At 68.4% G+C, this 14,555-nt stretch carries 12 protein-coding genes; 7 read left to right on the top strand and 5 right to left on the bottom strand.

Annotation, left to right across the window (positions count from 1 at the left end):
- The first annotated feature begins 5 nt into the window (after positions 1-5).
- The gene (locus tag OO71_RS16665; RefSeq protein WP_033290661.1) at positions 6-1,436 is read left to right on the top strand and encodes an MFS transporter; all 1,431 of its coding nucleotides are present in this window, start codon (positions 6-8) and stop codon (positions 1,434-1,436) included.
- 84 nt (positions 1,437-1,520) lie between these two features.
- Here the strand turns inward: OO71_RS16665 and OO71_RS16660 are convergent, their stop codons facing one another.
- Positions 1,521-2,204: an NAD(P)-dependent oxidoreductase gene (locus OO71_RS16660; RefSeq protein WP_033290660.1), complete on the bottom strand. Its 684-nt coding sequence runs from the start codon at positions 2,202-2,204 to the stop codon at positions 1,521-1,523.
- Between the two features lie 67 nt (positions 2,205-2,271).
- On the opposite strand from OO71_RS16660, the gene OO71_RS16655 reads away from it, so the two are divergent.
- From OO71_RS16655 to OO71_RS16645, 3 genes are all read left to right on the top strand, one after another.
- Positions 2,272-2,928 (top strand): TetR/AcrR family transcriptional regulator, encoded by a 657-nt coding sequence (locus tag OO71_RS16655; RefSeq protein WP_033290659.1) that lies wholly within the window; start codon positions 2,272-2,274, stop codon positions 2,926-2,928.
- A gap of 326 nt (positions 2,929-3,254) precedes the next feature.
- The gene (ligA, locus tag OO71_RS16650) at positions 3,255-5,246 is read left to right on the top strand and encodes an NAD-dependent DNA ligase LigA (protein WP_033290658.1); all 1,992 of its coding nucleotides are present in this window, start codon (positions 3,255-3,257) and stop codon (positions 5,244-5,246) included.
- 736 nt (positions 5,247-5,982) lie between these two features.
- Positions 5,983-7,518 carry a M61 family metallopeptidase gene (locus OO71_RS16645; protein WP_033290657.1) on the top strand — a complete coding sequence of 512 codons (1,536 nt, stop codon included), beginning with the start codon at positions 5,983-5,985 and terminating at the stop codon, positions 7,516-7,518.
- Here the strand turns inward: OO71_RS16645 and OO71_RS16640 are convergent.
- The 4 genes from OO71_RS16640 to OO71_RS16625 all read right to left on the bottom strand — a co-directional run bounded on the left by OO71_RS16640 (position 7,508) and on the right by OO71_RS16625 (position 11,772).
- Positions 7,508-8,506 (bottom strand): LLM class flavin-dependent oxidoreductase, encoded by a 999-nt coding sequence (locus tag OO71_RS16640; RefSeq protein WP_033290656.1) that lies wholly within the window; start codon positions 8,504-8,506, stop codon positions 7,508-7,510. The two genes, OO71_RS16645 and OO71_RS16640, sit on opposite strands and share 11 nt — an antisense overlap.
- Before the next feature lie 16 nt (positions 8,507-8,522).
- A complete protein-coding gene (locus OO71_RS16635) occupies positions 8,523-9,701 on the bottom strand; it encodes an amidohydrolase family protein (RefSeq protein WP_033290655.1) in 1,179 nt (392 codons plus the stop codon).
- Positions 9,702-9,714: 13 nt separating this feature from the next.
- A complete protein-coding gene (locus OO71_RS16630; RefSeq protein WP_051791622.1) occupies positions 9,715-10,410 on the bottom strand; it encodes an isochorismatase family protein in 696 nt (231 codons plus the stop codon).
- Positions 10,411-10,533: 123 nt separating this feature from the next.
- A complete protein-coding gene (locus tag OO71_RS16625; protein ID WP_033290654.1) occupies positions 10,534-11,772 on the bottom strand; it encodes an amidohydrolase family protein in 1,239 nt (412 codons plus the stop codon).
- Between the two features lie 215 nt (positions 11,773-11,987).
- Here OO71_RS16625 and OO71_RS16620 point away from each other — a divergent pair, with 215 nt between their 5' ends.
- Genes OO71_RS16620 through OO71_RS16610 form a run of 3 tightly spaced genes read left to right on the top strand, consistent with a single transcriptional unit; the run spans position 11,988 to position 14,553 of the window.
- Entirely contained in the window at positions 11,988-12,875 is an 888-nt protein-coding gene (locus tag OO71_RS16620; protein WP_162186077.1) for an ABC transporter substrate-binding protein, read from the top strand.
- On the top strand, positions 12,872-13,783 hold the full coding sequence (locus OO71_RS16615; RefSeq protein WP_051791621.1) for an amino acid ABC transporter permease: 912 nt from the start codon (positions 12,872-12,874) through the stop codon (positions 13,781-13,783). Before OO71_RS16620 ends, OO71_RS16615 begins: the two co-directional genes overlap by 4 nt.
- Positions 13,780-14,553, top strand: a complete 774-nt coding sequence (locus OO71_RS16610) for an amino acid ABC transporter ATP-binding protein (RefSeq protein ID WP_033290652.1) — start codon at positions 13,780-13,782, stop codon at positions 14,551-14,553. Before OO71_RS16615 ends, OO71_RS16610 begins: the two co-directional genes overlap by 4 nt.
- Positions 14,554-14,555 lie beyond the last annotated feature (2 nt).

Below are 14,555 nucleotides of genomic sequence, written 5' to 3'. Positions count from 1 at the left end.
GCACCATGGCTGTATTACCTGAAAATGCCCCGAAATCGCGGGTCGCGCTCGGCGTGATGCTTGCGGTGTTGTTCGTCTATTCCGGTTTCGAGGCAATGCTTCCCCCGGTATTGCCGATGATCCAGCAGGGCGTCCACGCTTCTGCCGCGGAGATTTCCTGGGTGTTCGGCGGGTTGTTCCTTTCCGGTGCGGTGAGCGTTCCCATTGTGGGACGGCTGGCCGACGTCCGGTCGAAACGGGCCGTTTTGCTGGTATTGCTGGTACTGGTGAGCGCGGGCCTGCTGTGTGCCGCGGTGGCGACGTCGTTCGCGGTGATGGTCGTCGGCCAGATTCTCCAGGGCACCGGATGGGGCCTCGCCGTACTGGCGGTCGGCCTGCTGCGTGACTCGATGCCGCCGGAAAAGATGCGCCGGGCGACCGGGCTCATCATCGCGACGCAGACGATGTCCGCCGGGGCTGGCCTGCTGGCCGCCGGACCATTGGCCACCTTCACGTCGTATCGGGTGTTCTACTGGGCGGCTTTCGTGCTGCTGGTGGTGATCACGCTGGTGGCAGTGTTCGCTTTCCCGGCGTTCCCCCCGGCTACCCGGGGCCGCGTCGACTGGGCTGGTGCGACGCTGCTCGGCGGTGGGTTGCTGGTGTTGCTCCTTTCGCTGACCGAGGCCCCCGCGCGCGGCTGGACGTCCCCGCTGATTCTCTCCGGAATCGGGTTCGCCGCGGTTCTGCTTGCGATATTCGTGGTGGTGGAGCGGCGAATTGCGGTACCACTCGTGGATTTCCACCTTGGCGGTCGTACTGTATTCATTGCGACGACCATCGCGTTCCTGTCCGGGTATGTGTACATTGCGGGCTATACGGCAATTCCGATCATTCTCGCGACCCCTCCGTCGGCCGGTTATGGATTGGCGGCTTCCCCGTTGGTGGCGAGCCTGGTGCTGTTCCCGTTCGCGGTCGCCGGAACCATCGCCGCACCATTGACCGCCCGGCTGGAAAACCGGATCGGGCAGCGGTCGGTCTTCCTTCTTTCCGGTTTGATCAGCGCCGCCGGGGTGGCGGTGCTCATCCTGGCCCACTCGAGCGTCGCGCTGATGGCGGTCGCTTCCACGCTGATCGGAGTCGGCCTCTCGATGGGTTTCACCCAGGGCCTGAACACGGCGAGCCTCGCGGTACCCCCGGAACGCGCTTCGGGGGTGAGCAGCCTGATCTTCGTGGCGCGCCCGGTCGGCGGGACGCTGGGTGGGCAGATCACGGCCAGCATCGTGGCGAGCAACCTGATCTCCGGCACGGCGGTGCCCGCGTGGTCCGGGTACGTCACGGGCTTCTGGATTGCGGTGGGGATTGCGGTGTTGAGTGGGGTGCTCGGGTTGACGTTGTCGCGCCTTCCCCGGTCTGCGGCACCGTCGGTGGTGGGGTTGGAGCAGAAGTCAGCTGGTTGACCGGGGTGGGTGCCACCGCGATCACCGCCATGGCATGCTCGCTCGCGGCCTGCCCCCGCGAGTGCAGCGCGTCGAGCCGTGCCGTTATCGCTCGTGTGCCAGCGCACTCGGCGTGCGGCACCCGACGATCGCCGGTGCCTTGCGGATCAGGGCATCGTCGGTGAGGGTGTCCACCAGGAACCGCGCATAATCGATTCGCCGGGTGCGGTCGCTGGCGAGCTTGGGATGCCCGACGTGGTCCGCCCACGCCGGGCGGCCCTCGCTCTCGCCTTCTTCCAGTGTGCTTGCCCGCACGACCGTCCACTGTGTACTACTCTCGTAGACCCGGCGCGCGGCCGCGACCTGGTCGTCGATGTCCATCACCCGAAGGGCCCGCATCACTTTCGTCGTCGCCGACTGGAGGAGCAGTTTCGAGCGGGAGTAGGAGTCCTTCTCGTGCCCGGGAACGTGCCATCCGCAGGAGAAGACGAGCCGGGCGTCGGGTCTGGCGCCGTCGAGAACTGCTTGCGCCGTCCCGGAAGCGTAATGCCGGACGCCCCACGGCACGAGCACCGTGAGCACCCCGTCGCAGCCAGCGACGGCTTCGCGGATGACCTCCCGGTCGTCGGTGCCGCCGGGTAGCACCTTGATGGCGTCGGCGAGTTCGCCGAGCTTGCCGACGCTTTCCTTCCGGCACACGCCGACGACCTCGTACCCGCGATCCAATGCGTCCTTCGCCAGGTACCGGCCCAGCTTTCCGGACACCCCGATGATTCCGACCTGGTGCATGTCAGTGCCTCCCTTGCGTTGTAAGTACGGTAGACTTACGTTGTAAGTCCAGTCAAGGAGGGATCGCGTGCCCGCAGGGAGAAGCCCGCTGAACCGGACGCGGGTCGTCGGCGCTGCCGTGCAACTCGCCGACGCGTCGGGGATGGCCGCCGTCACGATGCGGGCGACGGCCGCGGCCTTGGGCGTCGAGGCGATGTCCCTCTACCACCACGTGGCGAACCGGGCGGACCTGGTCGACGGAATGGTCGACGCCGTATTCGCGGAGATCGAGCTGCCCGACGGCGGCGGGAATTGGCGGGATCACCTGCGCCGCCTCGCCGTGTCGGCCCGTCGTGCCCTGCAGCGGCATCCATGGGCGACCGGCCTGCTGGATTCCCGGAGCAAACCCGGGCCCGCGACCCTCCGCCACCACGACTCGGTACTCGGCATCCTGCGCCGGTCGGGCTTCTCCCCGACGATGGCGATCCACGCGCTGTCGGTAGTGGACAGTTACCTGTACGGCAACGTCCTGCAGGAGCGAAGCCTTCCCCTCGACGAGCTCCGCGGCCAGGAACCGGCGGCCGCGCAGCTCCTGGAATCCCTGCCGGGCAACGAGTATCCGTACCTGGCGGAGATCGCCGCCGGACGAGCGGGTCCGGACCCGGCGCCGGGCCCGGACGACGAGTTCGCCTTCGGACTGGACCTGATCCTCGGCGCACTCACCCCGGACGATCCGGCCGCGTAGGGGGCGAGGGCTGTGGTGGCCGGGCCCCGGAAATGTTGACTGTTGCCGGTATCCCGGCTGCTTCACGGTCGCCGATCATGGAAGGCGATTCCTCCGGAGCACCGGGTGGAGCGCGACCGGCTGGTTGCCGAACGGTGCGGCGGATCCGGTTCGCTGCACCGGGAACGGCTCGTTCGAGGCGCTTGGGGGCAGTCTTGCCCGTGGCGGCGGTTGCCCCCGGTTACGGCGCCGGGCCGGACGTCGAGGCCCTTCCAGCGCCTCCGTACCCCGGACGATCCGGCCGCGGTGCCCGGTTTTGTCGGTGGCTCCGGGTAGCGTCTCGTCCCGTGGATGTCAGGGAGCGGATTCAGGAACTCGCCGATCGGATCGTCGTGCTGCGCGACGCGTACTACCGGGGTTCGCCGGTGGTGGCGGACGCGGAGTACGACGCGATCGAGGACGAGCTGCGCGGGCTGATCGAGGCGAGCCCGGAGCTGGCGCCGGACCCGAACCCGCTGGACCAGGTGGGCGGGCCGGCGGTGCTGCATGCCCCGATCCGGCATTCGCGGCCGATGCTGTCGCTGGAGAAGGCGACGCGGCCGGAGCAGGTCGCGGCGTTCTTCGGCCGGTTTCCCGGCCAGCCGGTGGTCGTGATGCCGAAGCTGGACGGGCTGTCGCTGGCGCTGGTGTACGAGAACGGCAGGCTGGCGCGGGCGGTCACGCGGGGTGACGGCACCACCGGAGACGACGTCACCCTGCTGGTACGGGCGCTCACGGACGGGATTCCCGACCGGGTCGATGCGCCGGGGCGGGTCGAGGTGCGCGGCGAGGCGGTGATGCTGCGGTCCACGTTCACGGCGTACAACGTCGCGCATCCGGACAAGCCGCTGATCAACCCCCGCAACGCCGCGGCGGGCACGTTGCGGGCGAAGGATCCGGCCGCCGTCGCCGAGCGGCGGCTGCGGTTTTTCGCCTTCGACCTGGACACCGAGCCCGCCGGCGCGGAAACGGACCTGGCCCGCGGGCTCACGTCGCTCGGGTTCACCGCGGCGGACATGCGCCGCTGTGTCGATGCGGAGGCCGCGCAGGCGACCATCACCACGATCGAACAGCAGCGCAACGACCTGGATTACGACCTCGACGGCGCCGTCCTGCGGCTGGCCGACCGCGTCGCGTACGCCGCGGCAGGCACGCGGTCGAGTTCGCCGCGCGGGGCGCTGGCGTTCAAGTTCGCGGCCGAGGAGAAGACGACGCTGCTGGCGGACGTGGTGTGGGACGTCGGCAAGACGGGCAAGATCGCGCCGGTCGCGTGGCTGGAGCCGGTGTTCGTGGGCGGGACCACGGTCACCCGCGCGACGCTGGCCAACCAGGAGGTCATCCGCGCCCGCGGCATCAAGATCGGGGACACGGTGCTGGTGCGCCGCGCCGGTGACGTCATCCCGTTCGTCGCCGGGGTACTCGACGCGTCGAAACGCACCGGCGCGGAGCGCGACATCGTCCCGCCGAGCACGTGCCCGTCGTGCGCGCAGCCGCTCACCGAACAGGGCAACAGCCGGGAACTGTTCTGTACCAACGTCTCCTGCCCGGCACAGACCGTGCGGCGCTTGATCCACTGGGCATCGCGCGCCGCCGCGGACATCGACGCCATCGGCGGCGTGTGGATCGAACGCCTCGCCGAGGCGGGAATCCTGGAACACCCGTCGGACTTCTACCGCCTCACCAAGGAACGCCTGCTGGAGTTCGACCGCATCGCCGAGGTCTCGGCAACGCGCATGATCGAATCGATCGACGCGAGCCGCCAGGTAGGGCTCCGCCGGGCGCTCATCGGTCTCGCGATCCCGATGGCGTCGGAAGGCACGGCCGCCCGCCTGTGCCGCGCCGGGTTCGGCTCACTGGAGGAGGTCGTGGACGCAGGGGCCGACGGGCTGGTCGCGGTGGAGGACATCGGCCCGAAGGTCGCCGCCTCCCTGATCGAACACCTCACCCGGCTGCGCCCGGAACTCGAACGGCTGCGAGAACGCGGGGTCTCCCTGGACGTCCTGGCGGAAGACCTCCCACCGGCAGTGGTCGCCGAAGCCCCGCTGGCTGGCAAAACGGTGGTGGTCACCGGCGCGATCAGCGACCCCCGCTCCGGGGAGAAGGTCCCGCGCCCCACCTTCCAGCGCCTGTGCGAAACCGCAGGCGCGACAACGGCCTCCTCGGTTTCAGCGAGCACCGACCTGCTCATCACCGGCGCAGAGGTGGGAGCGAGCAAGCTGACGAAAGCGGAAAAGCTCGGGGTGGAGGTGGTGGACCAGGGGGTGATCTGGGAACAGCTCATCGCAGCGGGAGTGGTGTGAGCCGGTACCTGCGGGTGGTGCCTGGCGGTGCTGTGGGTCTGGCGGTGCTGTGGGTCTGGCGGTGCTGTGGGCCTGGCGGTGCTATGGGCCTGGCGGTGCTGTGGGTCTGGCGGTGCTGTGGGTCTGGCGGTGGTGTGGTGCCTCGCGGCGCCGTGGGTCTGGCGTTGTGGTTGGTGTGAGCCGGTGCCGGGGTGTCTGCGGTGCGGTCTGGGCTGCCGTCTGCCTTGTGGGTGTGGCGTGAGTCGTTTGCGGTGTGGCGCCTGGGCCGTCGTCTGAGGGGTGGTTGGAGCCGCCGTCCGCCATAGGCGTGGCTGGAGCCGTCTGCGGCGTGGTTGGGGCGGTCGGCTGCCTGCAGGTGGGGGTTGAGCCGTCCTCGGTGCGGTCTGAGCTTCGGCCTGTGTGGGGGTTGCCCACGGGTCGGTCTGCGGCGGGTGCCTCCGCGCGGCCGTGCCCACCAGTACGAGGGGCCGCCCGGATGCGCTCACCCCGCCGCTCGGTGCACGCTCGTGGCCGGGACCGCCCGGATGCGCTCACCCGCCGATCCGGGAAAGAGCGCCCATCGGCAGCGCAGCGGGCGACCCGGGTGCGGAGCTCGCGGCACGATCCCACCTCGGATTGCGCACCAAGTACCGCCGGATGGCGGGTGCGAGGCATCCACCCGGCGGGTCCCACCGCACAACCGCCTGTGGGCAGGATCCGGACACGCACCGCCAGTCACGAATGGGGCAACAACGCAATGAACCCTGCCAAAGTCTTGACCCTGCTGTCGCTGACCGTTGTCCTCGGCGTCAGCGGTACCGCGTGTGCGCAGAAAACCTCGCCAGCGAACGACGCGCGCCCCGCTGGTGCCCCCGGGAACGGGCCTGCACTGAGTGTCCGGCTCAAGCCCTACTCCGACGGCCGCAACTCGGTCAGTCATCTCGACGTGACGACGGTGCTCACCTCACTCGGAGTCAAAAAGGGGCAGAAGCTGGTCACCATGCCGCTGCGCCGCGCCTCCACCCCTACTGTCGCCGACGGTTCCGGCAAGGACTGGCTGACTGCGCGCGACGAGGCAGGGGAACTTCCGCTCGAGATCCAGGACGCCGGCGAGTCGGAGTTCGACCGGGACCGCTCGTGGATGGCCACCAGGGACACCCAGGGCAAGATCACGGTGAGCTACCGGGCGGCGCCCCGTGCGCTCACGGCGGAGTCGAAAGGCGGGCCGGAGTACGGGCTGCAGGCCGAGAACGGCGGAATCACCGGCGCCGGCGCAGGTCTGCTTGCGCTCCCCGAGAGCAGTGACACCAGTTACGCCATTTCCCTGACCTGGGACCTGTCGGCGATGCCACCGAATTCTCGCGGGGTGTGGACCTACAACGCGGGGGACGCGACGACCACCGGGACCGTCGACAAGCTCGCCGACGCCTACTACGCCGCCGGAGATGTGAAAGAAATGCGCTCGGGCGCCAATGGCGGATTCACCTTCTACTACCTCAGCGAGATCACCAGCTTCGATCTGCGGGGATTAACCGACTTCACCGCCAAACTCTACGATCACGCATCGACGTTCTTCCGTGACAAACCCGGCCAGGTCTACAGCGTCTTCGCGCGCCAGGTCCCCTATCGGGGGCTGTCGGGAACGGCATTGTCACGCTCGTTCGCGTTCAGCTTCAAGAACGACACGAAACTGGACGATGCCGAGCTCAAGCAGCATCTCGCCCATGAGATGGTGCACAACTGGCCACGCCTCGACGAAAGCCAGGACGACGACGGTGGATGGTTCACCGAGGGAATCGCCAACTACTACGCCGATGTCTTGCCCTATCGCGCCGGGCTCATCGGGTACGAACCGTTTGTCGGCCAGATCAACAGCAACCTTTCCCAGTACTACTCGAACCGCTACCGCGAATCTCCCCGCGCCGAGATCCTGGAGATGACCTGGAAGGACCAAGCCGCCCAGCGGGCGCCCTACCACCGCGGATACGTCTACCTGTTCCGCGTCGACAGCCAGATCAAAACGGCCAGCGCCGGAAAGCGAAGCCTGGACGACGTCGTGCTGGAGTTGCTCCGGCGGTCCGAGAACCACGAGAAGGTCGACGCCAACACCTGGCTCACGCTGGTGTCCAAGGAAATCGGGGATCTCGCGCAGCAGGAATACCGCGACATGATCAACGGGAAATTGCTGATTCCGCTGAACGAATTCGTCGCCAAGACACATCGGGTGGACAAGTACCGGGGCACGGTGGAAGGCTTGGGGGAGCGGGACTTCTACCGCTTGGTCAAGAAGTAGCGCGGCGAACGGCAAGGTCGGCGAATTGCTCGATCGTCCGGGTCCGGCTCGTTCCGTGCGGGACGAAGGGAACAATCGCCACCTCGTCGATCTTCAGTCCCTCCAGTGCCCGCAGCCGCTTCAGGCAATCGTCGGTCGTACCCGCCAATGCGAACAGATCCACCAGTTCATCGGGGACCAGACCGGCGTGGTCGGCGCGGGTGTCCATGTGCTCGTAGTAATTGTACGTCTCGCGGATATGGTCCACCGCGCTTTGCAGGCTCGGCGAAATCTCCGCCGGTAGCGGCCGGATCACGACGCGGGACACGTGGGCCCGCACCAGATCGTGGGCGGTGGCCGGGTCGTCGGCGATGGCGGTCGGGGTCCAGAGCACGATGTCGAGGTCGGCCAGGGTCCGCCCGGCGCTGCGGGCGCCTTTTTCGATCCGGTCCAAAGCGGCGGCGACGAAATCCGGCGAGGTACCGGCGAGAAGGATGACCCCGTCGGCCACCCGGCCGGACAGCTCCAGGATCTTCGGTGCCGAAGCTGCGATATAAATGGGAATCTGCAGCGGTTCGTCCACATAGTTCAGATGGTATTGCGCACCGCTGGTCGGCTCGGTCACCGTCTCCCCGCGCAGCAATGCGCGTAGTTCCGTAATCGCCTCTTCGAGCTGACCGAGCCGGAGCGGGCTCAATCCCATCGTGCGCAACGACGAGTCGCCGGTGCCGATGCCCAGACATGCCCGTCCGCCGGTGAACTCCGCCAGCGTCGCCCAGGTCGACGCCAGCAGCGACCGGTGCCGCGTGACCGCGTTCGTCACGCCCGTGCCGAGTTTCACCCGCTCCGTCCCGGCCGCGATCGCGCCGAGGGTGACCGACGATTCCCGCCAGATGTTCTGGGAATCGCCCAGCCACACCGATTCGTAGCCGAGCCGCTCGGCGAGCCGGGCGTAACCGCACATCGTGCCGACCGGTTCGGTGGGGAAAAGTCCGACTCCTGTACGCATGCGCGCGGCCTTTCTGTCAACGGAGGGTCAAGCGGTACGGCAGCCGGGACGGCGGCGGGGTCTGCTCGCTGCGCGGGAAGACGACCGGAAGGCCGTCGATCATCACCAGCCCGATGCCGGGAAGATCCCCGCGGGCGAACGAATCGAGTGCATTGCCGGCCAGCGAACCCTGCACCGGGCCGAGCGCGACGAGGTCCGCCGGCCGCCCCGGTTCGAGCAGGCCTTCGGCGAGGCCGTACAGCCGGGCGGAGTTGCCGGTGGCCGCCGCGATCGCCGTCACCGGATCGAGCCCGCACACCGACGCGAGGTAGCAGATGTTGCGCAGCATCCCGCGCGGGATGACGCCGGTACCGCCGGGCGTGTCGGTGCCCAGCGTGAGCCGCGTGAGCTGGCCGGTGGCGGCGAGATGCTCCGTGGTCACCATCGTGGCGCGGTAGTTCATCGAGCTGCACACCTCGATACCCGCGTGCGGCACGTCGTCGATCACGGCCCGGATCTCGTGGTCGGGCATGGGAATCGGGCCGCCGGAGATGTGCGCGACCACGTCGGGGCGGACCGCGTGCACGATCTCGTACCCGGTGACCCGGCTGGCGCCCGAACGCGAAACGCCGCCCGAATGCATCTTGACCACCATGCCGCGTTCGTGCGCCCACTCCACGTACTGCCGGGCCTCGCCGTCGTCGAGCCGGGCCCAGTCGTAGAAGATGAACTTGACGTTCCGCACGTCACGTTCGGCCAGCCGGTCGAAATGCGCCGTGGTGAGCCCGGGCACGAGCAGCAACGTGCCGACGTGTGCCTTCGCCGACGACTGCCGGATGCGCCCGGTGGTTTCCCGCGACAGCAGCGCGAGCGAGGTGACCAGGTCCGGGTCGAGATGGCCGAAGTCGAGGCCGGGGACGTGGAGTTCGCCCGCGGACACCATCGACGTGGTGCCGCCCTGCACGTAGTTGTGCAGCCAGCCGATCGACGACTGCGCCGGGGTCCATTCGCCGAACGTCGGATGGACGTGCGCGTCGATCAGCCCGGGGATGACGGTGAGCCCGTTGGCCGAGATCGCGACGTCGGCGTGCACCGGCTCGTCGCCGATCGCGGTGATGACGCCGTCCTCGACGACGAGCGTGGTGTCGCTGACCGGAGGCGTGGTGAGATCGCCGGTGACCAGCGTGCCGATGTCGGTGATGACGGTGGTGCTCACGCGCTCTCCCTCGTCACCAGGAAGCCAGAATGGCGTCCACGGTCATCACGTCGGCGAATTTCTGGTCCATGTCGAAAAGATTCAGCCAATGCGCTGCCTCGTACCGGTCGAACGTGGCTTCCAGCGCGACGGCCACGCGGTAGTTGTAGGAAAACGCGTCGGTGACCGTGGCGCGTACGCAGCCGCTGGTCGTCGTGCCGCACACGACGAGCGAATCGACGCCCAGCTCGATCAGGTAGGCAGGCAGGTCGGTGCCGAAGAACGCGCTGGGCCGGTCTTTGGTGAAGACGATGTCGCCGGTGACCGGCGCGACGTCCGCGACGATCTGCGACGCCGGCTCGGTTTCCTCCGCCAGATCCGGGTTCTTGTCCGCCCAGCGCCCGCGCCCGGGACTGAGCCCGGTGGTGGCGCGGGTGCGGCTGTAGAGGACCGGGACCCCGGCTGAGCGGGCGCCGTCGAGGAGCTTGCGGACACCCTCGACCCCCGCCTGCGACGTATCACCGGTGTGCAGCGGGAACTCGTCCCGCGCTGTTTCGGCATCATCCGCAGGGGCGCAGAAACCATTCAGCACATCGACGACCAGCACCGCCGGGCAGCTGCCGAGCCCCACCCGGGCACCCCAGCGCACCCGGTCGCGCAGCGCTTTGTCCCCGGCCGTGAGGAATTCGTCCCAGCGCGCGCCGGGAATGGCGGCTGAATTGTCCGACATGGAGATGCCTTTCCGGGAATCGGTGCCACTCCGCGTGCCTTCACGCTAATAACGCGGACCGGCCTGGTCAAATATCAGTTCCGGAATAAGAGTATAAGCGCCACCCTGTTTCCCGGCGCGAATTCAGCCCGGCGGCAGGCTGCCGTGCACGACCTGGCCCGCCACCACCACCGCGCGGATGTCCGCCGGGGTGGCCCGCGAGATCAGCGCCGCGACGGGATCGTGACTGTGCCGGAGATTGTCCGTTGTCAGGTCGAGCAGGAAAAAGCTCGCCTCGTACCCGGGCGTGAGCTGGCCCAGGGTGTCGTCCAGCCGCAGGGCTTTGGCCGCGGCCGTCGTCACCGTCGCGAGCAGTTCGGTCGCGGTCGGGCGTGCCACGTCGTCGCCGACCGCGCGCAGGACCCGGCTGAAAAAGTTCAGCTCGGCCAGCAGATCCGGCCCGGACGCCATCACGTTGTCCGTGCCCAGTGCCACCGAAACGCCGCTGTCGAGCGCCGTGAGCAGCGGCGGAATGCCCTCCCCGAATGCGGCCTGCGTACGCGGGCACATCACCACCGGAATGCCCGCCTCGGCGAGCAACGCGAACTCCTCGGGTGTCCCGTCCGTCATGTGCACCACGAAGTCCGGGCGCAGGTGCCGGACCACCCGCTCGACGTCCGACGCGCCGGTCCGCGCCCGCGAAACGTCGCGGAACCGAGCCGACGCGCCCGCATGCACCGCGAGCCGCGCGTCGTGCTGATCGCACAGCGCCCGGATCTGGGCCAGTCCGGTGTCGGTCGTGTCGTTCGCCCAGACCAGCGAAAAACCGTCGGCGACCTCGAGGGTCGACGCGATGTCGGCGGTCCGGGCGGCATCCAGCCCGGACGCGTTGGCCTGCAGTTCTTCGTCGCTGTGCAGGGGATACCTTTGCGCCCGGCCGAGAATGAGGCCGCGCAGGGGCAGACCGTCCAGCGCTTCGCGGAGCATTTCCGTGCCGGTGCGGCCTTGCTCGCGGAAGTCGGCGAACGCGACAGTGCCGGTGGCCAGCATCTGCCGCGCCGCGCTGCGCATCGCGTCGACCTGGTCTTTCCGGCTGGTCTCGGCCATCCACCGGTACCGCAGCCCGTCCGGCGGCCACAGCAGCTGCCGGGGGGACAGGCCGTACGCGCGGTCGGCGAATGCCGCGTCGCCGATGTGCGTGTGGCAGTTGAGGAATCCGGGGAACGCGACCAGCCCGGACCCGCCGGCGCCGGTCGGTTCGATCGCGGTGAGCACGCCGTCCTCGGCCACCAGATCCGCCCCCGGGACCAGCCGGAGCTCCGGGCCGGCCACGCACGCGACGTCCCGCAGAACGAGCCGGCCACTTTTCGCAGCGTTGTCCATACGGCGGAGTGTAAACGCAACCGAAGGGGCCGGTCAGCATATATGCGGCGGCTTATGCGGCCATCCGGAAATCGGTATTTGACCGGGTTACCCGATTCGCCTTAGCCTGCCGAAACGGCACTGTCCGGGTGCCTTTCCGAATGTACCGCCGCGAGGTGGAAATACTCCGTCCGGCTCCTTTGAGAAGGGTGCATGACATGGTGAGCCTCCACAAGGTGAGAACGACCGCACCGATCGGGGGCCGGATTCTCGCCGCGGCCGCCGCCGTGACCCTCGCGGCCGGTCTGACCGCCTGCAGCACTTCCGGCGGCACCGCAGCGGCTCCCGCGCCGAGCGGAAGCGCGCAGGCGGCACCCGGCGAACTGTCGGTCGCCTGGATTCCGTACCCGCCGTACAGCTCCCCGGAAGCCGACGCGAGCGGACGCCCGACCGGCCTGGCCACCGACATGGGCGAGGCCATGGCCAAGAACCTGGGCGTGAAGCTCAAGTTCGTCCGGACGTCGTTCGCGTCGCTGATCCCGGGCGTGCAGGCGGGCCGGTTCGGCATCGCGATGACGGGCACCACCGACACCCCGGCCCGCAGCGCCACCGTCGACATCGTGGACTGGATCAACGACGGCGAGGCGCTGGTCTACCTGCGCGGCAACCCGCATCAGGTGTCGCGCGGCAACCTCTGCGGCAAGACCATTGCCGCCGTCGCCGGTACCACTTTCGCGAACGTCGAACTGCCAGGGGAATCCAAGAAATGCACCGACGCAGGCAAGCAGAAGGTGGAGGTGCTCACCTTTCCGTCACTGAACGATGCGGTTGCGGCACTGCACAGCGGACGCACGATGGCGTTCATCGAGGGCGCGATCCCGGCGCTGGCCCGGGCCAAGGATTCCCACGGTGACCTCGAAGCAGGCGAGCCGTACAACCCCCAGCCCATCGGGATTCTCGTGCAGAAAGGCACGCCGATGGTCGAGCGCGTCCGTGCGGCGTTGCAGAAACTGGTGGACAGCGGCGAATACCGGAAGATCATGGAACAGCACGGCGTCGCCCAGTACTCGATCCAGTGCATCACGGTGAACCTGCAGAAATCGTCGTGCAAGGCGGGCGCATGAGCGCACTCGGCAACCGGGAACCGGCCGTCGTGGCGCCTGCGTCGGGCGGCCCGGTCCCGCTGATCCTGCGGCGGCGGCATCCGCTCCGCTGGCTCGCGTCGCTGATCGTGCTGTGCCTGGTCGCGTTGCTCATCGTGAGCATGGTGACCAACGAGCGGTACCGCTGGCACGTGGTGTCGCAGTTCCTTTTCGACTCCCGGGTGCTGTCCGGCCTGATGCTGACGTTGTGGCTCACCGGAATCTGCATGGTGCTGGGCACCGTGCTCGGGACGGTGCTCGCCTTGGGCAGGCTGTCGGCCAACCCGCTGGTGTCCACTGTGGTCGGTGCGTACATCTGGTTTTTCCGTGGCACGCCGGTCCTGGTGCAGCTGGTGATCTGGTACAACCTGGCCGCGCTGTACCCGAAGATCACCGTGTCGATTCCGTTCGGCGGGCCGGAGTTGTTCAGCCTCAACAGCAACCAGCTGATCACGCCTGCGCTCGCGGCCATCGTGGGGCTGAGCCTCGACCTGGCCGCGTACATGGCGGAAACGATTCGCAACGGCATCCTCGGGGTCGAGTCCGGGCAGACCGAGGCCGCGCTGTCGATCGGCATGACGCGCACCCAGACCATGCGCCGGATCGTGCTGCCGCAGGCGATCCGGCTGATCGTCCCGCCCGCGTGGAACCAGCTGATCGCGCTGCTGAAGTACACGTCGCTGGTGAGCGTGCTGGCCGTGAGCGACCTGCTGTACTCGGCCGAGCTCATCTCGCAGCTCAACTACGAGGTGATTCCCCTCCTCCTGGTGGCGACGATCTGGTACCTCGTCCTCACCAGCATTCTCACCCTGGTGCAGCGCTACCTCGAGCGGTACTTCAACCGCGGCGTCCACCCGCGCCGTTCCCGACGGAAAGCCGGACTCGCATGAACGAACCGACGGCGATGGTCGACCTCCGCGGCATCCACAAGCGGTTCGGCAGGACCACGGCGCTGAACGGGGTGAGCCTCGCCGTGCCCGCCGGGTCGGTCGTGTGCATCATCGGCCCGTCCGGCTCCGGCAAGACCACGGCGCTGCGGTGCATCAACTGCCTGGAGAAGCCGGACAGCGGGCTGATCTACGTCGACGGGCATCTCGTCGGTTCGGTGCGGTCGCGCCGGGGGCTGATCGAGGCGAACGAACGCGAGATCGCCCGGCAGCGGCGGGGTACGGCGATGGTCTTCCAGCATTTCAACCTGTTCGCGCACTACACCACGCTGGAAAACCTGATCGCCGGGCCGAGGTTCGTGCAAGGCATCCCGCGGGCGGCGGCGACCGCGACCGCCGAACGGCTGCTGGAGCAGTTCGGGCTGGCCGACAAACGCAACTCCTACCCGGCGGAGCTGTCCGGCGGGCAGCGGCAGCGCGTGGCCATCGCCCGCGCGCTCGCGCTCGACCCGCAGGTGATCCTCTTCGACGAGCCGACGTCCGCGCTCGATCCCGAGCTGATCGGCGAGGTGCTGGAGGCAATGGAACTGGTGGCCGCGCAGGGAAAGACGATGATCGTGGTCACCCACGAAATCGGGTTCGCGCGCAAGCTGGCGCATGAGGTGGTCTTCATGGACCGCGGCGAGATCGTCGAGTCCGGTCCGCCGGGGGAGATCCTCACGAACCCGCAGAGTGCCCGGCTCGGGGAATTCCTCGACCAGATCCTGGCGTGAGG

Source organism: Amycolatopsis jejuensis, assembly GCF_000717335.1.
Taxonomy (GTDB): domain Bacteria; phylum Actinomycetota; class Actinomycetes; order Mycobacteriales; family Pseudonocardiaceae; genus Amycolatopsis; species Amycolatopsis jejuensis.
Note: the sequence above shows the minus strand (reverse complement) of the source record. Positions and strands in the feature narration are given on the sequence as shown.